The 18,639-nt window shown below is 59.9% G+C and carries 16 protein-coding genes and 3 pseudogenes; 16 read left to right on the forward strand and 3 right to left on the reverse strand.

Translation table 11 applies throughout. The features are described from left to right. The first annotated feature begins 131 nt into the window (after positions 1 to 131). Genes FJV83_RS19135 through FJV83_RS19170 form a run of 8 tightly spaced genes read left to right on the forward strand, consistent with a single transcriptional unit; the run spans position 132 to position 7,377 of the window. Positions 132 to 974 (forward strand): transporter substrate-binding domain-containing protein, encoded by an 843-nt coding sequence (locus tag FJV83_RS19135; RefSeq protein ID WP_245318191.1) that lies wholly within the window; start codon positions 132 to 134, stop codon positions 972 to 974. Positions 975 to 1,034: 60 nt separating this feature from the next. Beyond that, a complete protein-coding gene (locus tag FJV83_RS19140) occupies positions 1,035 to 2,135 on the forward strand; it encodes an FAD-binding oxidoreductase (RefSeq protein WP_095774203.1) in 1,101 nt (366 codons plus the stop codon). Between the two features lie 35 nt (positions 2,136 to 2,170). Further along, positions 2,171 to 2,467, forward strand: coding sequence for a (2Fe-2S)-binding protein (locus tag FJV83_RS19145; RefSeq protein WP_095774204.1), 297 nt, complete (start codon positions 2,171 to 2,173; stop codon positions 2,465 to 2,467). Beyond that, entirely contained in the window at positions 2,464 to 3,918 is a 1,455-nt protein-coding gene (locus FJV83_RS19150; RefSeq protein ID WP_095774205.1) for an NAD(P)/FAD-dependent oxidoreductase, read from the forward strand. Before FJV83_RS19145 ends, FJV83_RS19150 begins: the two co-directional genes overlap by 4 nt. A 47-nt stretch (positions 3,919 to 3,965) precedes the next feature. Next, the gene (locus tag FJV83_RS19155; protein ID WP_095774206.1) at positions 3,966 to 5,108 is read left to right on the forward strand and encodes an FAD-binding oxidoreductase; all 1,143 of its coding nucleotides are present in this window, start codon (positions 3,966 to 3,968) and stop codon (positions 5,106 to 5,108) included. Between the two features lie 39 nt (positions 5,109 to 5,147). Then, on the forward strand, positions 5,148 to 5,867 hold the full coding sequence (locus FJV83_RS19160) for an ABC transporter permease subunit (protein ID WP_095774207.1): 720 nt from the start codon (positions 5,148 to 5,150) through the stop codon (positions 5,865 to 5,867). After that, positions 5,867 to 6,589, forward strand: coding sequence for an ABC transporter permease (locus FJV83_RS19165; protein ID WP_095774208.1), 723 nt, complete (start codon positions 5,867 to 5,869; stop codon positions 6,587 to 6,589). Before FJV83_RS19160 ends, FJV83_RS19165 begins: the two co-directional genes overlap by 1 nt. 2 nt (positions 6,590 to 6,591) lie before the next feature. Beyond that, the gene (locus FJV83_RS19170; RefSeq protein WP_095774283.1) at positions 6,592 to 7,377 is read left to right on the forward strand and encodes an ATP-binding cassette domain-containing protein; all 786 of its coding nucleotides are present in this window, start codon (positions 6,592 to 6,594) and stop codon (positions 7,375 to 7,377) included. Positions 7,378 to 7,500: 123 nt separating this feature from the next. On the opposite strand, the pseudogene FJV83_RS19175 reads toward FJV83_RS19170, so the two are convergent. After that, positions 7,501 to 7,720: pseudogene (locus FJV83_RS19175) on the reverse strand (aldehyde dehydrogenase family protein); the annotation flags it as partial. After that, positions 7,683 to 8,624 (reverse strand): LysR family transcriptional regulator, encoded by a 942-nt coding sequence (locus FJV83_RS19180; RefSeq protein WP_095774284.1) that lies wholly within the window; start codon positions 8,622 to 8,624, stop codon positions 7,683 to 7,685. The pseudogene FJV83_RS19175 and the gene FJV83_RS19180, both read right to left, overlap by 38 nt. Positions 8,625 to 8,792: 168 nt before the next feature. On the opposite strand from FJV83_RS19180, the gene FJV83_RS19185 reads away from it, so the two are divergent. The 8 genes and pseudogenes from FJV83_RS19185 (at position 8,793) to FJV83_RS37055 (ending at position 17,913) form a co-directional block, all read left to right on the forward strand. After that, entirely contained in the window at positions 8,793 to 10,427 is a 1,635-nt protein-coding gene (locus FJV83_RS19185) for a sulfatase (RefSeq protein WP_095774285.1), read from the forward strand. A 4-nt stretch (positions 10,428 to 10,431) separates the two neighbouring features. Beyond that, positions 10,432 to 11,739 (forward strand): extracellular solute-binding protein, encoded by a 1,308-nt coding sequence (locus tag FJV83_RS19190; protein ID WP_095774209.1) that lies wholly within the window; start codon positions 10,432 to 10,434, stop codon positions 11,737 to 11,739. 59 nt (positions 11,740 to 11,798) lie between these two features. Then, positions 11,799 to 12,758, forward strand: coding sequence for a sugar ABC transporter permease (locus tag FJV83_RS19195; protein WP_245318192.1), 960 nt, complete (start codon positions 11,799 to 11,801; stop codon positions 12,756 to 12,758). Then, entirely contained in the window at positions 12,758 to 13,585 is an 828-nt protein-coding gene (locus FJV83_RS19200) for a carbohydrate ABC transporter permease (RefSeq protein WP_245318193.1), read from the forward strand. The genes FJV83_RS19195 and FJV83_RS19200 overlap by 1 nt, the downstream gene beginning before the upstream one ends. A gap of 9 nt (positions 13,586 to 13,594) precedes the next feature. Next, the gene (gene ugpC, locus FJV83_RS19205) at positions 13,595 to 14,665 is read left to right on the forward strand and encodes a sn-glycerol-3-phosphate ABC transporter ATP-binding protein UgpC (protein WP_095774212.1); all 1,071 of its coding nucleotides are present in this window, start codon (positions 13,595 to 13,597) and stop codon (positions 14,663 to 14,665) included. A gap of 360 nt (positions 14,666 to 15,025) precedes the next feature. Continuing rightward, a complete protein-coding gene (locus FJV83_RS19210; RefSeq protein ID WP_095774213.1) occupies positions 15,026 to 15,769 on the forward strand; it encodes a hypothetical protein in 744 nt (247 codons plus the stop codon). A gap of 456 nt (positions 15,770 to 16,225) precedes the next feature. Next, positions 16,226 to 17,371 (forward strand): porin, encoded by a 1,146-nt coding sequence (locus FJV83_RS19215; protein WP_095774286.1) that lies wholly within the window; start codon positions 16,226 to 16,228, stop codon positions 17,369 to 17,371. Positions 17,372 to 17,383: 12 nt separating this feature from the next. Continuing rightward, positions 17,384 to 17,913, forward strand: a pseudogene (locus tag FJV83_RS37055) (DUF6118 family protein). A gap of 118 nt (positions 17,914 to 18,031) precedes the next feature. On the opposite strand, the pseudogene FJV83_RS19220 reads toward FJV83_RS37055, so the two are convergent. Beyond that, positions 18,032 to 18,289, reverse strand: a pseudogene (locus FJV83_RS19220) (DUF1045 domain-containing protein); the annotation flags it as partial. Positions 18,290 to 18,639 lie beyond the last annotated feature (350 nt).

Raw genomic sequence — 18,639 nt, forward strand, 5'->3', positions numbered from 1 at the left:
GGCACCGCAAACCACTGCGCAGAGACTATCGCGATTGCGTCACTTCCCCCGATCTCTGGATCGAGGTGGGTCCTTCGCGCGCGCAGCCAATCATAAAGAGGGTAACAATGAAAATGGGATTGTTAAGGTGGATGGCCCTAGCGGCCAGCGTCTTTATCTTCCTCACCGGCGCCGGGCGCGCGGATGAAGCCGGACAATGGTCGCAGATACGCATTGCGACCGAGGGCGCCTATGCTCCTTGGAACTATACCTCCTCCGACGGCAAGCTCGTGGGCTACGAGATCGACCTCGCCCAGGAACTGTGCCGCCGCATGAAAGCCGAGTGCGAGATCGTCGCCCAGGACTGGGACGGTATGCTGCCGGCGCTCAATGCCGGAAAGTTCGACGCCATCATCGCGTCGATGTCCGTCACGCCCGAGCGGCAGAAGGTTGCTTCCTTCTCGGTGCCTTACGCCAAGGCGCCCAACGCCTTCATGATGATGAAGGATAATCCGCTGGTCTCGGAGCTCGGCCCCCGGGTCGATTATAGCCTGAAGAAGGACCCGGCCGGCGCCAAGAAAGCGATCGAGGCTATGGCCGCGGCGCTCAAGGGAAAGGTCCTCGGCGTCCAAGGCTCCTCGACGGCGGCGACATTCGCCACGGCCAAGTTGAAGGACCTTGTCGAGATCCGCGAATACAAGACGACAGACGAGCACAACCTCGATCTCGCCGCCGGTCGCGTCGACCTGGTCATGGGCAACATCACCATGCTGAAGGCCGCCATGAAGCAGCCAGACCTGGCTGGCGCCACGCTTGCCGGGCCCACGTTCATCGAAGGGGTTCTGGGCAGTGGCACCGCCAATGTTGCGATGCGCAAAGACGACACCGCGCTCAAAGCAAAGTTCGACGCGGCCATCAACGAGGTCAACAAAGACGGGTTCAATCGCACCCTGACGGAAAAGTGGTTCGCGGTCGACATCACGCCCAAGGATTGAATTCAGCCGGGCGGGAGCGCTAGCGATCCGCCCATCCTTTCCATCGGAAAAATTAATAGCATGACCCAGTTTGTCGTTGTGGGTGCCGGAATCATCGGCACGTCGATCGCCTATCGCCTCGCGGAGAGGGGACACTCGGTCACGGTTGTCGAGCGCGACTATCCAGGTGCCGGCACGAGTGGTTCCAGCTTTGCCTGGACCAACTCGAACGAAAAGACGCCTTACGGGTACCACCTGATCAATGCGCTAGGTATGCGCGCACATCGGGAGTTGGAGAATGAGTTCGGCGACTGCCCTTGGTATCACGGCGGCGGCGCGGTCGAATGGCGCTCGAACGCGAACGAAGCGCCGGAACTCTATGAGCGTGTCGAGCGGCTCATCGGGTGGGGCTATCCTGCCGAATGGATTTCCGCGGAGAAACTGCACCGCTTGGAACCAGCCCTGATTCCTGGGGCGTCGGGCGATGCGAAGATCGCCTATTTCCCCGATGAAGGTTGGGTCGACCCCAGCGTTTACATTGAGTTCTTCCTTGGCAAGGCGCGGTCCCTCGGGGCGAAGCTACGCCGTGAAACCGTCACTGGCGTCGAACTGAAAGCGGACAAGGTTACCGGCGTCAGGACGGCGTCAGGCGAGACGATCGGTGCCGATGTGGTTGTTAACTCCACGGGCCGCTGGGCCAACGATCTCGGGCAAGACATGCGCCTGACCTTCCCGCTGACCCCTACGCTCGGCCTTATCGTGGTCACGGCTCCGACCGCATCAGGTGTACGGCGGGTGATCCGGACAAGCGAGGTCAACTTCCGCCCTGACGGTGCCGGTCGGATCATGCTGCATAGCGAGCGTGACGAACAGGGGTTCACGCTGGAAAGCAGCCCGCAAGAGACTTCTCCTGTGGCCGCCGCGATGATCGAGCGCGCGGCGAGGCTCTATCCGGAACTCACGGGCATCTGGCCGGAGGCAATGCGCCTGTCGCACCGCGCCATCCCCGGCGACGGCGTGTCCGCCGTCGGCCCGATCCCGGAAGTCAACGGCTACTATGCAGCCGTCACCCACAGTGGGGCGACGCTGGCGCCCTGGCTGGGAAAGGTGGTTGCCTCTGAACTGTCAGGCGACGAGCCCGAAAGGGCGCTTCAGGATTTTCGACCCGCGCGGTTCTTCTGACGGCGAACTGACGTAGCCAACTTGGAAAGGCCAGCATGTTTCGACGACTTAGGACAGATGATTTGTCCGCCACGATTTTCTTGGACGGACGACCAGTGCAGTGCCGGCCGGGCGATAGCGTTGCTGCGGCATTGCTTGCAGCAGGCGTCGATCGTTTCCGCACGACGCCGGTCAGCGGGGCCGACCGCATGCCCTATTGCATGATTGGCAACTGCTTCGACTGCCTGGTGGAGATCGACGGGCAGGCGGACAGGCAGGCCTGCCTGGTGCCAACTGCCGACGGAATGCAGGTGCGCTCGCAACTGGGCTCGGGAAGGTTCGATATCGTATGACCGATGCCCCTGGCGCGAACTACGAACTTGCGATCGTGGGCGGCGGTCCCGCGGGCCTGGCGGCTGCCGCGCTTGCTGCCGAACTGGGCGTGAAAACGGTGCTATTCGACGAGCAGCCGACGCCCGGCGGGCAGGTTTACCGCAACATCGAGGGCAACAGTCGCAGGCAGGACGCGTTGTGCGACATTCTCGGCGTCGACTACGCGAAGGGACTCGTGCTGGTGGAGCGCTTTCGCAGGAGCGGGGCCGCATACGAACCTTCGAGCGCCGTCTGGCAGGTGTCGGCTGGCGGCAAGCTCGGCGTCTCGCAGAACGGCACGGCTTATCTGACGAAGGCGAGGAGAGTCATCCTGGCGACCGGCGCGATGGAGCGCCCGTTTCCGATACCGGGTTGGACACTTCCAGGCGTCATGGGAGCGGGAGCGGCCCAGACGCTCATGAAGGCGTCCGGCATTGTGCCCGACCGTCCGACCGTCATCGCCGGCTCAGGGCCCCTCACCTACCTCGTGGCGCTCCAGCTTTTGAAGGCCGGAGTACCCCTGCATGGCGTTATCGACACGTCCGAAAAAGGCCTGTTCGAAACGGGACTGGCCGCGCTGCCTTTCCTGGCCGGTTTTGCTGGTGATTTGCTCAAGGGGCTGTCCTGGATCGTGGCGCTCAGGAAGAAGCGCGTCCCCTTTTTCAGGGGGCGGAATGTGGCGGCCGAAGGTGTTTCTCGCCTGGAGGCTATCAGCTTCGACAGCGGCGGAAGGCGACACAGACTAGCGGCGTCCCTCCTGCTTCTGCACGAAGGCGTGATCCCCAACAACCAGATCACCGCAAGCCTGCGCTGCAAGCATGTGTGGGATGCGGCGCAGGTGGCATGGCGTCCGCAGACGGACGAGTGGGGCGCGACGAGCTCGGAGCTGGTAGCCATCGCCGGCGATGGCGCTGGTATCGCCGGCGCCAAAGTGGCGGTGCACCGCGGACGCTTGGCGGCGCTCGATGCGGCGTGCCGGCTGGGCCGCATTTCCCAGACAGAACGCGATGAACGCGCGCTTTCCGAGTATCGAGGACTCCTGCGGGAGGTTCGGTTCCGTAGGTTTCTCGACAGTGCCTATCGCCCAGCCGAAGCTATACGCCCACTGTCCGACAACACGATCGCCTGCCGTTGCGAGGAGGTGTCGGCCGGCGAGTTGCGCGCGCTCGTCTCCGAGGGCTTCACCGACATCAACCAGCTCAAGTCCTTCTCCAGATGCGGCATGGGCCAATGCCAGGGCCGAATGTGCGGCTGCACAGTAGCTCGGATCCTGGCGGAGAGCCTGGAAACCGACGTGGGAGCGATCGGCTACTACCGGCTCCGCGTGCCGGTAAAGCCGCTGCCTATCGCCCAGCTCGCACAGTTGGACAACGCCGAGCGGGATTGCAGGCCGTCACTGCCCGTTGAGGGTGATCCAACCCAGCGGATCTGAGCGATGCAAGGCGGGAGCAACATGACGAGACCGATTGGAAAGGCAAAATGACAGCGACGGACGCAATCGTGATCGGAGGTGGCATCCACGGTTGCTGCGCGGCAATCCATCTCGCGCTCCGGGGCTTGTGCACCATCGTGCTTGAGAAGAACACCATCGGCCGCCACGCCTCGGGCGTCAACGCGGGCGGCGTGCGGCAACTGATGCGCGATAAAGCCGAAGTGCCGTTGTCCGTGGCGGCGATGGAACAATGGGAGCGACTAGACGACTTGTTGGGCCCGGAACTGGCGAAGAACTGCGAATTCGTCGGTGGCGTCGGGCAGATCGGCATCGCCGAAAGCGAAGCGGAGATGGATTGGTGCCAGAGGCGGGTAGCCGAAATGCATTCACTCGGCCACAAGTTCGAGGAAGTGATCGACGCCAAAGAACTCAGGCGCCTCGTTCCCCAGGCAGCCGATATTTGCCGCGGCGGCATCATCTCGCGTCGGGACGGTCATGCGAATCCGTTCCGCACAACGCAGTCCTTTCGCTTGCGTGCTGAACAGCTCGGCGTTCGCATCTTGGAGCGGACGCGCGTGACCGGGCTTGAACAAGATGCCGAGGGCTGGAAGGTGATGACGGATAGCGGCGTCATCAAAGCCGACGTCGTGGTCAATTGCGGCGGAGCCTGGGCCTGGCAGGTGGCGGCGATGGTCGGTGAGCATTTTCCAAGCACGCATTTCGCCTCGACGCTGATGGTCACGTCCCGCATGCCTCATTTCATCGATCCCGTGGTAATCGGCATCGACCGCGTACTCTCCTTCAAGCAGACTGAGGCCGGTACCGTCGTCATTGGAGGCGGTATTCTCGGCGATCCCGATCTGGATGCCGAAACGGCCGACACGGTCGCGGACCGCATGGTGGTGAGCGCCCAGACGGTCTGCGAATTCTTCCCGATCCTGCGCCGCGCGACCATCGTGCGAAGCTGGGCAGGACTGGAAGCGCTGATGCCGGACGTCATCCCTGTCATCGGGCCCAGCCAGGTCGCGCGCAATCTCTGGCACGCTTTCGGCTTTTCCGGGCACGGCTTCCAGCTCGGCCCTATCGTCGGCTCCGTCATCGGAGATCTCGTCGCCGATGGCGAAAGCGCCATTCCGATAGCCGCGTTCAGCCCGGCCCGCTTTTCGGCACCCACCGGGACGCCGCGATGACGTACGTTCCTGACCGCAAAGTCACGCAGGTGGCTGGCCATGAATGACTTTGGGCTGACGACCGTCTTCAGCTTTGCGCCTGGCGGCTGGGGTTCCGCCATGTCTGCGGCATCCGCCATGACAATCGCGGTGGCGGTGACGGGGTTCATCGCCGGGGCGATAATCGGCGGGTTCGGCGCATGGGCGAAGATATCCGGGGGCACAGTCCTCCGCGCGCTCGCCGATGGATACACAACGGTCCTGCGCGGAATTCCCGACCTCCTGGTCATATATCTTTTCTATTTCGGCTCCAGCGCGATCCTGACACCCATCGGCCGGGTCTTCGGGGCCCAAGGCTTTCTAAGCCTGCCGGCCTTCCTCGCCGGTGCCCTTGCGATCGCCATCGTGTCCGGCGCTTATCACACGGAAGTCTTCCGCGGCGCATACCAGGTGGTCGCGCGCGGGGAAATCGAGGCGGCCTACGCAACGGGCATGTCGACCGCGCTGGCCTTCCGTCGCATCATCGCGCCTCTGACACTGCGTTTCGCCGTGCCCGGGCTCGCCAACATCTGGCAGCTCGTCCTGAAGGAATCGTCGCTGATCTCGGTGACGGGGCTCGTAGAAATCCTGCGTCAGGCGCAGGTCGGCGCAGGCTCGACCAAGCAGCCCTTCACCTTCTTCCTGGCGGCGGCGATCCTCTATCTCCTCATCTCTTCCGCCTCGGGATGGGCGCTGCAATATGCCGAAAAGCACTTCACCCGTGGTCTGAGGAGAGGATAATGGATTTTTCCTTTCTTCTCGGTGCCTTTCTGCGGCTGCTGCCCGGCGTTCCGCTGACCCTGCAACTGATGTCCATCTCGGTGGCGCTCGGAATGGTCATCGCCCTGATCCTGGCGCTGCTGCGGCTTTCGGGCCTACGGCTGCTCGAGTGGGCCGCGAGAGCCTACATCTTCGTGTTCCGCTCGACGCCGCTGCTTGTGCAAATCTTTCTGATCTACTACGGCCTCAGCCAGTTCCCAACGCTTCGCTACAGCATGCTGTGGCCGATACTTCGCCAGCCTTACTGGTGCGCTATCATCGCGCTTGCGCTGAACACGGCCGCCTATGGCAGCGAGATAATCCGGGGCGGTCTGCAGTCCGTGCCGGAGGGGCAAATCGAGGCAGGCCGTGCCTGCGGCATGAGCCGCTTCACGGTATTCCGACGCATCGTCCTGCCCCTCGCCATCCGACAGGCCCTGCCTGCTTACGGCAACGAAATCATCCTGATGGTCAAGGCGACGGCGCTGGCCTCGGTGATCACGATGATGGAAATCACTGGTCTTGCGGCCAAACTGATTTCCGAGACCTACCGCGCGGTCGAGGTCTTCGTCGTCGCGGGAAGCATCTACCTGATCATCAATTACCTCATCACGCGCGCCATCCAACTCCTGGAACACTGGCTGACGCCGCATCTCAGATCTATTCCGGCGCCGGTCGTCATCCAGAGGGAAGATGCAGTATGAGCATGCAGCCGCAGCAGACCCCTTCACTTGATGCGATCCCAGCCGTTCGCATCCGCGAATTGCGCAAGGCCTACGGAGCTTTCGACGTGCTCAAAGGCGTCTCCCTCGACGCCTATGATGGAGATGTGGTCTCCATCGTCGGATCCTCGGGCTCAGGCAAGTCGACGATGTTGCGATGCATCAACTTGCTGGAAACTCCGACCGGGGGCGAAGTCTCCATCGGCGGCGAGGCGATCCGGATGAAGCAAACCAAGACCGGCCCGCGGCCCGCCGACCGCACACAAGTTGACCGCCTGCGCGCCCACATTGGCATGGTGTTCCAAAGCTTCAATCTGTGGTCGCACAAGACGATCCTGGAGAACGTCATCGAAGCACCGATCCATGTCCAGGGTCGCCCCCGCGCCGAATGCGTCGAAGAGGCGAAGGCGCTTCTGGCTAAGGTTGGCATCGCCGACAAGGTCAATCAATATCCAATACACCTTTCGGGCGGTCAGCAGCAGCGTGCCGCTATCGCCCGTGCGCTCGGCCAGCGCCCCCGCGTCATGCTGTTCGATGAACCGACGTCCGCGCTGGATCCCGAACTCGTCGGTGAGGTCCTCAAAGTTATGCGCGCGCTGGCGGAAGAAGGACGGACCATGCTCGTGGTTACGCACGAGATGGGCTTTGCGCGGGACGTATCGAGCAAGGTCGTCTTTCTTCACAAAGGGATCGTCGAAGAGGAAGGACCGCCCGAGGAAGTTTTTGGCGCAAGCCGATCGGAACGGTTCCGACAATTCCTGACGCGGTGAGGCGACTCTTGCCGCTCGCTTGCTGCCTCCTCTGAGCAAATCCTGATGGCCAGTGAAGGATGACCGGTGGCCGGTTCGGACCGCAAAGGGTGACCCTCGGCTGCAGTGGTGCGCAGCGGGCGGATCAGCCAGCTCATCGAAGGGCTGCATAAATGACGATCGGGGCAAATACTACCTCGTTCCAAACATCACAGCTTGCAGGAACATTCTCCAGCACCGTCGGCGGATAGAGATTGCCGGCTGGCTTATCGCCGCAAAGCAACGTCGCGCCGGCATTAAGCGAACGGTCGACCATCGCGGCCGCTTTACCGACCGCCTTTCCGGAAATCATCGGGCTGACATCGATTAAGATCCGTTCCACCAGACGCCAGTTCGATTTCGAGAATTTCCGTCAGCCGCTTTACAATTGGATAACGGAGCGTGGAGCTTCGTACAGAAACCCCGACTTCATAGGCGTGAAGAGGCGTCCTGATCGGATAAGCGGCGGCACCCGAGGCTTCGACGATTGGCTGGAATTGGTTGGGCACGATCATAGCGTATCTTCCCGCGGCGACCAGTTCCAAGGCCGTATTGAAAGAACTCGTCGACACCGCGAGCGGTGGAGGTGCCAAACCATCAGCGTGGAAGAAGTTGGTGAGAGCGGGGTCGGGCTCGATGCTCTCGCTGTACCCTATCCAGGCGAAATCCAAAAGGTCGACAGCGGTCGGCGGATCGCGAGCGATGCTCTTCCTATCCCCGATGACCAGGCAGTGCTCGAACGTTGCCAACCTGATCGTGGTGATTTTATCTGAGAGGTGTTCGGCTTCGATCCGGCCAACGACGACATCCAGATCGCCTGCGAGCAGTCTTGCATTGTAGGATAAGTTCGCGGGAGCCGAAAGAATAAGCTGGGTTTTTGGAAACTCTGACCTAAGTTGATCGAGAATACGCGACATGTACAAGAGACTGATGCTCGGACCGGCGCCGATCCGGAGCAGGTCAACATGCCCGGTCCTGATTGCAACGATCTCCTCTTTCGCTTGGCTGTACGATCGTTCGATCTCGATCGCGTGTCGATGGAGGGCCTGTCCGTAGGTCGTCAGCCGCATGCCGCGCGGCAGGCGTTCGAACAGGGATGCCCCGAACTCGATCTCGATCTGCCGTAGTTTCTTGGTCAGCGAGGATTGCGCCATACCGATGTCGCGGGCTGCGAGCGTCACATTGCCGTGCTTCGCGATAGCGATGAACGCGCGGATGTTGCGATCCATTCCATTCCTCCGGACGTGCATCCTGCGTTCATCATATCCAGGAACAATCATTCCAAAAGGCGATCGCAGAGGTACGACTAATTCATTATACATCGCTTTGTCATTGTTTCATCGTCTAGCGGAAGAAAAACAAGGCAGTCTGGTCGGCTGTCCTGCATGGAGCCGTGCGTGCGAACTGTCTTTGTCCTCTTTGACTCGCTCAACCGCCTGGCGCTGGAGTGCTACGGCGGGCAGGGCATCCCGACGCCGAATTTCAATCGTTTCGCCCAACGTGGTATCACGTTCGACCGCCACTATGTTGGCGGGCTCCCATGCATGCCCGCCCGGCGCGACCTTCACACCGGCCGGCTGACCTTCATGCACCGCTCCTGGGGTCCGCTGGAGCCGTTCGACAACTCGTTCCCGAAAATCCTGTCGGAACACGGCACCTACACACACATGATCTCGGACCATCAACACTACTTCCAGGAAGGCGGATTTGGATACATCAACACTTTCGACAGCTGGGAATTCATCCGTGGACAGGAAGATGACACGTGGGTGGCCATGGTCCAGCCGCCATTGGAGCGCTTCAAGGAGATGTTCGATGACCGGCACTACCCGTTGTCGAGGATTCCCGAGACTGCCAAAACCGTCACCCGGGGAAACACGCCCTGGAAGGCATGGAAGCACCTCAGCAACATCAAGAACCGCGAGCGCTACAAGGAAGAGGGGGAATTTCCTTGTGTAAAGTGCTTCACCGCCGGGTTGGAGTTCCTGCATGGAAACAAGGGCGCCGAAAACTGGTTCTTGATGATCGAAACGTTCGATCCGCATGAGCCGTTCCACGCTCCGGAGCGGTTCAAAAAGCTTTTCGAGACTGGCTACACCGGGAAAATTCTGGATTGGCCGGTCTACGAGAAGGTGACGAATTCCGCCGACGAAATCGCGGAAATCAGGGCGAACTACGCGGCACTGGTCGCGATGTGCGACGACCAGTTCGGCAGGCTCCTCGATGCATTCGACGAGGGCGAGCTTTGGGAGGACACCGCGCTCATCGTCACTACCGATCATGGTTTCCTGCTTTCGGAGCATGACTGGTGGGGCAAGAACCGGACACCCTACTACGAGGAAATCTCCCACATTCCCTTGATGATCTACCATCCGGACTACGCCGCCAAAGGCGGTGAGCGTCGTAGCGCGCTCACGCAGCAGACAGATCTAATGCCGACCTTCCTTGATTTCGCGAGCGCGGGCAGACCATCGGAGGTCACAGGATGCTCTCTCAGAAAGGTGCTGGAAGCGGACGAACCGGTGCGTAGTGATCTTATTTTGGGTATGTTCGGAGGGCCGATCTGCGCCACGGACGGGCGTTACACCTACTATCTATTTCCAGACTCCCTCACGGGCGAAGGCTTCAACGAATACACAGTGATGCCAACCCACCTGCGCTCCTACTTCGACGTTCGCGAGTTCGAGGGCGCGGAGATGTCAGGGCCTTTCGAATTCACGAAGAGCATGCCCGTAATGAAGATCAAGGCACGTGATTTCGCGGAGCGGATACCCTGGATGGAGCAACAGGGTGGCTTCGCTGATGTCGGCACGGTGCTCTACGATCTCGCCGCAGACCCGCAACAGGAGCGGCCTGTGGAAGCTCCGGAGGTCGTGGCGGCGCTGAGACAATCAATCACGCGGCACCTTTGGCGCCACGACGCGCCGCCGGAAACGTTCGTCCGCTATGGTCTTACGGAAGAAAAATCGGCGATGGAGCGCCACCTCGAGCGAGTTGGCAAGCCATTTGAACCCTGCATCAATCGGGAGTGAGAAAATGACAACTCTAACAAGGCTACTCGGAAGCTCGGCGCTCCTTGCATCTACTCTGCTGGCTAGCCAAGTGTTATCGGCGGAGCCGATAACGATCCTGATCAATACCTCTCCTTGGTACGGAGGCTTCGAGGCACTTGTCGAAAAATACGAGGCCGACACCGGGAACAAGGTAAACATTGACGCCGTGCCGCTGGGCGGGCTCCTCGAGAAAGCCCGCAACGCCGTTCGCGGGCCTTCCGGCGAATACGACATCATCAATCTCTCGAACGCGTGGGCCGTTGAATTCTACGCGGGCAACTATCTGACGGCGCTGACCGACATCGACCCGACCTTCAGCTTCGGCGACAACATCATCGATGCCGATGGCATGCTTTACTGGAACAAGGACAGGCAATGGCCGATGAAGGATGGCGGTGTTCCAATGGCGTTCTCGCCAAACGCCAATACCCATCTCTGGTACTACCGAACCGATCAGATCGAGAAGCCGCCCGAGACCTGGGACGACGTCCTGAAAACGTGTCAAACAAAGGGCGACGCGGCTAACTACAGCGTCGTCCTGCGCGGAGCCCGCGGAAACCCGATCCGGTTCGCCTTTTCCACTTTTATGCTCAGTTTTGGCGGCAGCATCGAGAAAGACGCACCAAACGGCGACTTCACTGTTACCTTCAATAGCCCTGAAGTGAAGCGGGCCCTCCAACTTTACATCAAACTTGCGAAGGAGTGCGGTCCGCCGAACCCCGGCTCGATCGATCAAGGCGAGATGATCCAATATATCGTCGCTGGAAAGGTCAAACAGGCAGGCATTGTCGTCGCGGCCCAAGCGCAGATGGACGACCCTGAAAAGTCTGCCGTAGTTGGCAAGATCGGCTATGCGGTCATGCCGCGCCCGGCGGATGGCGAGAATAAGGATGTGTGGGGTTCATGGGAGATGGGCATCCCGGCCAATGTTTCGGCTGGGCGAAAGGAAGCCGCCATGGAGTTCATCAAGTATTTTCTGACCGACGAGGCCCAGACATACTACGCAGAAGCCGGAGGGATTCCCGTGAGCCGAACCGTCCTCGAAGGACCGCTTTCGCAGCAGGAGAAATTCAGATGGATGAAGCCCTACTCGCAAGCTTCGCTGAACGCGAAGCAAGTTCTTCAATATCCGGAGGGCGCAGAGATCGAGCAGATCATCGGGCTCCGCTTGAACCAGGCGCTGATCGGCGAACTGTCCGTCAATGAAGCTCTCAACACAGCCGCAACCGAGATCCACGACGTTTTTGTGCGCAGCGGCCGTAAGACGGGCCTTTTACCTCCGCTGCAATAATCGACATTCTCCGACTGGAATTGCCACGAGGCGCTCGGTCGGTAACGCTGGGTGATGTGATGGCGACAATTCTGGTTTCAAAAAGGCCCGTGACCGACAGCGCACCGCCGCAGAGCGTCGTCGCGAGCCGACGAACCAGGCTTCTAGACTTGTTCGACAGGCATTTCCGCCTGATCACCATCGCGCCGGCGGCACTGCTGATCTTGTCGCTTACGGTTGCTCCCGTGATCGAACTCGTGCGGATGGCGGGGGCGAGAATTTCGTTCACGAACGACGGTGTACAACGCACAGCCGCCCTTGCCGAAAACATCTCCCGCCTCGCGAACGACTGGATCTACTGGCGCGCTTTACTGAACACCTTGGCCTTCGTCGTCACCTCGACCTTCGCGGAACTCGTTCTCGGTCTCATGCTCGCGCTTGCCGCGCAGCGGATGACGCGCGGCAAAGGAGCCGTTCGGACCTTGATGTTGATGCCCATCCTGATACCGCCCGTCGCGATCGGCAATATGTGGCGGCTGATGTACAATCCCGAATTCGGCATAATTGCCTACGTCGTCGATCAGATCGCCGGTGTTCGCCTGGACATGCTCGGATCGACGTCCACGGCGCTGCTTGCCGTCATCATCGTCGACGTCTGGCATTGGACACCGTTCATGTTCCTGATCCTTCTAGCGGGACTGGAGGGTCTTCCCGAGGAGGTGATACAAGCCTCCCACGTCGATGGCGCGAGTTCGCTTCAACGGCTTCGGTTCGTTGTCCTACCGATGCTTTGGCCCGCCATCGCCATCGCCTTCGTCTTCAGGTCGATCGGCGCCTTTAAAGTATTCGACCAAATCTACCTGCTAACCTCCGGCGGACCTGGCGTCTCCACAGAGGTGTTGAGCCTCTATGTGTTCAAGGTGTTCTTCCAGAGCAACGAGCTCGGCTATGGAGCTCTCCTCTCGCTGGTCACCATCGCTATCGTCTGCGGCTATCTCGCGGTATTCCGGATCGCGCAGCGAAGGAAAGGGACTTTGTGATGACCAGCCCTCACTGGAAGTCCTGGCTTGCCCTCGCAGTTGTTGCGCTGTCGCTCCTATCGATACTGGCGCCCTTCGTCTGGATTGTAGGCGTGTCGTTGAAATACCAGATCGACATCCTGACAGGGACTTTCCCGTTCAAACCCGTCGCCGTCAATTTCGACCGGGTGCTGTTCGGCAAGAGTTCGGACTTCATCGCCTACGCAGGCAACAGCCTGATCGTGGGTCTCTCGAGTACCGCCCTCGTGTTATTGATCGGCGCGCCTGCCGCCTATTCACTCGCATGGCGGAGGTGGTCCAAGCTCTTCAGCGCTCTCTTCCTTGGCTGGACGCTCATCTTCCACATGATCCCGCCGATAACGCTGGTTGGCCCCTGGTACCTGCTGTTCCGCGAGGTCGGGCTCTACAACACCCTGACGGGCTTGATCCTCACCCACGTCGTCATCAATCTTCCCCTCACGATCTGGCTCATGATGTCGGCCTTCGAGAGCATCCCGCGCGAGCTCGAGGAAGCCGCGGTCGTGGATGGATGCCGCAGATCGACGGTCTTTTTCGTGATCCTTCTCCCGCTCGCAGTCCCGGGACTGATCGCGGCGGGATTGTTGTCCTTCCTGTTCTCGTGGAGCGAGTTCTCCATCGCTCTCAATCTCACAACGAAGGAGACCTACACGATACCAGTAGCGATCGCGTCGTATGCCGGAGAGAACGAGATTCTGCACGGACAGATGGCCGCCGCGTCGGTTCTTTCGACTGTCCCCGCCCTCATTCTAATGTTCTTTGGTCAGCGCTTTATTCTCGGCGGTCTGACCGCCGGGGCCGTAAAATAGGAGATGGGAATGTCGAAGGTGAGTCTTTCGGGAATCCGAAAGTCCTATGGTGCGCTCGAAGTCCTCCATGGCATCGACCTTGAGGTCAGGGAAGGCGAGTTCATCGTGCTCGTCGGCCCTTCGGGATGTGGAAAGTCGACCTTGCTTCGGATGATAGCGGGACTGGAGTCAGTAACGTCGGGCGTGCTGCGGATCGACGGCCGCGTAGTCAACGACGTCGAGACGCGCGAGCGGGATATCGCGATGGTCTTCCAGAGCTACGCGCTCTATCCCCATATGTCCGTGGCCGAGAACATCGGGTTCCCGCTGCGCGTCAGGAGTGTCGGGTCCAAGGACGCATCGGAGCGGGTCTCGAGAACAGCCGACATGATCGGACTATCGCGTCTCCTGGATCGCAAGCCCCGGCAGTTGTCCGGCGGGCAGAGGCAACGTGTCGCCATGGGGCGGGCGATCATCCGGGACCCCAAGCTTTTCCTGTTCGACGAACCGCTCTCCAATCTCGATGCGAAGCTCCGGGGACACATACGGGCGCAGATTCGCCAATTGCACAGAGAACTCGGGGCGACGTCGATATACGTCACGCACGACCAGGTCGAAGCGATGACCCTCGCAGACCGCATCGTGCTGCTCAAAGACGGCGTCTGCCAGCAGATCGGCAGCCCCCTTGACCTCTACTCGAAGCCGGCGAACACGTTCGCGGCAAGCTTCATCGGCTCGCCCGAGATCAATTTAGTCCATGGAATATGTAGAGGCTCGAAAGAGGGGCCAATGTTCGATGGCCCGGGGTTCGCTGAGCGCATTCCACCATCGCTACATGACGCAGTATGCCCCGGATCCGCCATCACGTTGGGAATTCGGCCCGAGCATCTGGAAGTCCAGGACGCTGGCGACTTCAAAGCCAGGGTCAAGGACACGGAATACCTCGGCGTGGAGACGCTGCTGATCTGCGATCTCGGCGGGCAGGAGTTGGTCGCTCGCGTGCCGGGTCGTTGTGAGGCGCTCGGAAGAGAGGTCGGTCTCAGCATCAAGCCCCGGACGTCCCACTTCTTCGATACGGCGACGGGGGTTTCTTTGGGTTAGTGCGGGCATTAGGCCCGCATGCTGAGAGGATCGGGTGAAGATCGACACCGATCCTGCGTCCGAACGGGTTCTGGGAGCCAGGTGCGCCTAAGCCTAACGAGCGGTGGGATACAGCCAGAAAAAATGGCCAGTGGAGGATTTGGCGTCTGGAGAGCTTTTCAGTCCGGTGTGTATGCCTTCGCCTTGGAGCCACCCGGCGCTTCGATCCGGACAGTAACTCAGCAAACGATTCATTGACTTTGGGAGCCGGAGAGATCGCCAGGTACATGGTCGAATTATCGCTGGGCTCGACCGGCGATTAGGCAATGTTGTGATGCCTGAGGTTTTTGCAGTCTAGATGTTGGCAAGGGGAAGCCGCAGATGGCCAAATTACCAGATATTGAAAATGGACCTCGCCAAGAAGAGCTCTCAAGCTTGGTCGCGAAAGAAGTTCGACGCGTCCTCACTCAGTACGATGAGGTTGTAAAGGAACACAATTCAATCTCCTCGTGCGAGGGGGAATGCAAAATTGGTGTTGCCAGTTCGCTTTCGCTAACGCTCCAACAAGCTATCCATGACGATTTGACCGTCCTCGCCTCCGGATTTGTCAGCAGGCTCGCCGCCGAAGCAGCGCGGCGCTTCGATGTCAGTGCCGAACAGGAGGCTTCGCTCGCAGGGCAAATCGAGGGCACGCCAAAGCGCTGGGTCTCCAAGGTGCGGAACCAGAAAAACGAATGCCTTCAGATACAAGCTTGGGCCGGACAAATTGCCGGGCCAACGCACCTGGAAGAACACTATGGCATAGCGAGGTCGACGCTCCACTGGTGGCAACGGCACAACGACGTGGTCGCGTTACGGAAGGGCGCGCGCAAACATGTATTCCCATTGGCTCAGTTCATCGATGGCAGACCCGCGCCAGGGATACGGCAAGTGCTCGCATCTATCGCCAATCCTCGGCTGGCCTGGCTTTGGCTGACCCGCCCTTCATCTCTTCTCGAGGGTCGCATCCCAATAGAAATGCTCAGACAAGATTTGGCTGAAGAAGTGATTTTGGCGGCACGAGATTTCGCCGCGAATGCCGATCTGGCAGCGTTCGACGTCATCACGAACGAAAAGGCTCCATGAGCGGCATCTCGTGATCGGCTAGATTGGCAGGCGACCCGGGAACGGGCAGCCTGGAGGCCTAAGGGCTCGCCTGCCTCGCCTCACCCCAGCCAACCAATCTCCAGATCAATGCGTCGGTGACCGATCCAAGTCAGATGGATCGTCAACGAAAGCAGGCCCGCGCCATCATGTGGGGGTCCAATAAATGCAACTTTGTGCAATTGTACAGATTGTTCTATTTGTACAGTTCGTCCTATTAGTGCAGATGTTACTTAGAGAATCGTGATATAAGCGCAACATTACTTATTCATGTGGACACTGTCCGCACTTAATATCTTGAATTATTTAACTCGATCGATAGCACTCAGCCTGCGAGGAGCGGCGCGATGCGCTTGGATTCTCGATCGTGGGACGGGAAGGGATGCAGTCGTTGAGGAACGACTCCCTGGCCTTTTAATCTTTTGAGTGGAGATCAAAATGAACATCAAGAGCCTTCTTCTCGGCTCCGCTGCGGCTTTGGTCGCAGTCACCGGCGCGCGCGCCGCTGATGCGGTTGTCGTCGCCGAGCCCGAACCGGCCGAATACGTCAAGATCTGCGACGTCTATGGTGCCGGCTACTTCTACATCCCTGGCACTGAAACCTGCCTGCGCATTGGCGGCTATATCCGCTATGACATTGGTGGCGGTGACATCGGCAGTTTCGACGGCGCCCAAGCGCTCGACCGCCAGGACGGCGGGATCAACGAAACCTGGAAAAAGAACGCCCGCTTCAGCCTGAAGACCTGGACTGGCCAGGAGACCGAACTCGGCACCTTGAAGACCTACGCAGAGACCCGCTTCAACTTCGGCAACACTGCAAAAAGCGGCCTCGGCCCTGATTCCAATGGTGGTGTCGGCGCTTACAACAAGCCCGTCACGCTGAACTACGCCTGGATCCAGCTCGGTGGCCTGCGCGTCGGCATGGACAAGTCGGCTTTCAATGCGTTCATTGGCGACGCCGGCAACGTGATCCAGGATACGCTGGTTCCCTATGGCACCTCCGACACCAACGTCATCCAGTACTACTTCGACGCCGGAGATGGCTTCACGGCCGTGGTCTCCCTCGAGGAAGGCTCCAAGGCATTCACGATCGACAGCTATGTCCCGCATGTCGTCGGTGGAGTGAAATACAAGCAGGACTGGGGTGCGATCACCGGTGTCGTTTCCTACGACAGCAACTACGAGGAAGTCGCCGGCAAGGTTCGCTTGGACGTGACTGCTACCAGCCAACTGTCGCTTTGGGTGATGGGCGGCTATGGCACGGACAACAACCTGTCGAACTACCTCGGCAATGGCGGCCGCGGCTTCTACAAGCAGTGGTATGGTCATTGGGCGATCTGGGGCGGCGGCACCTACAAGTTCAATGACAAAACCGCCTTCAATACCCAGATCTCCTATGACCAGGGCAAAAATCTCGGTATCGCGGCGAACGTCGCCTACACCATCGTACCCGGCTTCACAATCACGGCCGAAGTCGACTACCTTAACGCAGGTAAGTACGGAGCGGCGGACTTCAGCAACTGGACCAGCGCCGATCAGAACAGCAGCATCGGTGGTGTTCTTCGGTTCCAGCGCTCGTTCTAGCGGACAGGGGCTTTGCCCGGTGCTCGCGACACTCGAAAGCGGGCACCTGGCTTCGCCGGTCCAGCCAGTCTTGGCGAAGCGGAATACCCAAAAGGGCTCATCGGCGGCTCCCAGAGCGCCGGAGACCGGATTTCGGCGAATGCCGGACGCACGATTGAAGCTCGAGGCCAAAGCCTCGAGCGCGTATCGGCTGAGCTTGGCGAATACGTCAGGAGCGCCCGGCTGCGTCGGGAACAGGATTGGTGGGTTTGGGGTGGAGGAGGGGCCGGCCTGGTCGCCGGCATCCTTTTGACGCTGTTCTTGCCGCGCGTGCTCCCCGGATCGGTCGATATGACCGTTGCTTTAACCGCCATGAACGCCGATCGGTGGAGCGCCGGCATTTCGCTGAACAGTCGGGAAGCCCCGGCGGATGGCGCGGCCTGGTCTATGCCAGCAACCTTGTGCGCGCCAATCAGGAGGCGCTTAGCGCGTGCGCCGAGACGGCCGCGAAGGCGAAGAAGGAGCAGCGCTGTACGCTCACCCTAGCAGCGCCGGCGCAGTAGCAACAATGCCTGCCCGATGGCTAAATCGAGCGAATTTACTTAATCTTGCTGGAATAGTGCGAAGTGCCGTTAGGCTGTTGCTGCATCAAGACAATCGCTACACGCGCTATCATTCTCCTTACACGCTATGGCGCGACAACAGGGACCGATTTGAGACTTCGACCGGTGGGGCGTTGAATGGAAATCGCTTTACAGCAACGAAGTCACTGTCAGGGTCTTCCTGCTCGCACAAGGTGATCGAGTCGATTGCGAAATCGTCATTGATCGCGGACCCGAATACAGCCTCCAGACACCTTTGAACCGTGCCGTGTTCCCGCGGTTCGACGGGGCCGGTCAACGTCATGTGAAAATCGTAGCGTTCGAAGACGTACGGATACGAGGCGGTGGAGGGCCCGATCGGCAGGACTTGCTTCCGGAAGAACTTTCGCAGTTAACCGCAAGGCCGCGCTTTCGGACGGCAAAGTTCGTCGTCCAGCAGAGAGGCGGTCACGCGGCTCGCATCCCATCTGAGGAACGAATTCGCAGCATCGGTGAGAATAGGCCTTGGTAGATAACGCTTTGACAGCGGTTGATTGGACGACGCCGTGGAACGCCCCGTTAGCCGAATTGAAGGAAGCTGGCGACGATCCGCTTGCCAGAGCCCGTTACATCAATCCGAGCGCTCACAGTATGTAGAAATGTGATCACAAAAATATTGACTTTGTACTCGAACCAATCCAAATCCAA

The sequence above is a fragment of the Mesorhizobium sp. WSM4307 genome (assembly GCF_007003945.1).
In the GTDB taxonomy this organism is placed as follows: Bacteria; Pseudomonadota; Alphaproteobacteria; order Rhizobiales; family Rhizobiaceae; genus Mesorhizobium.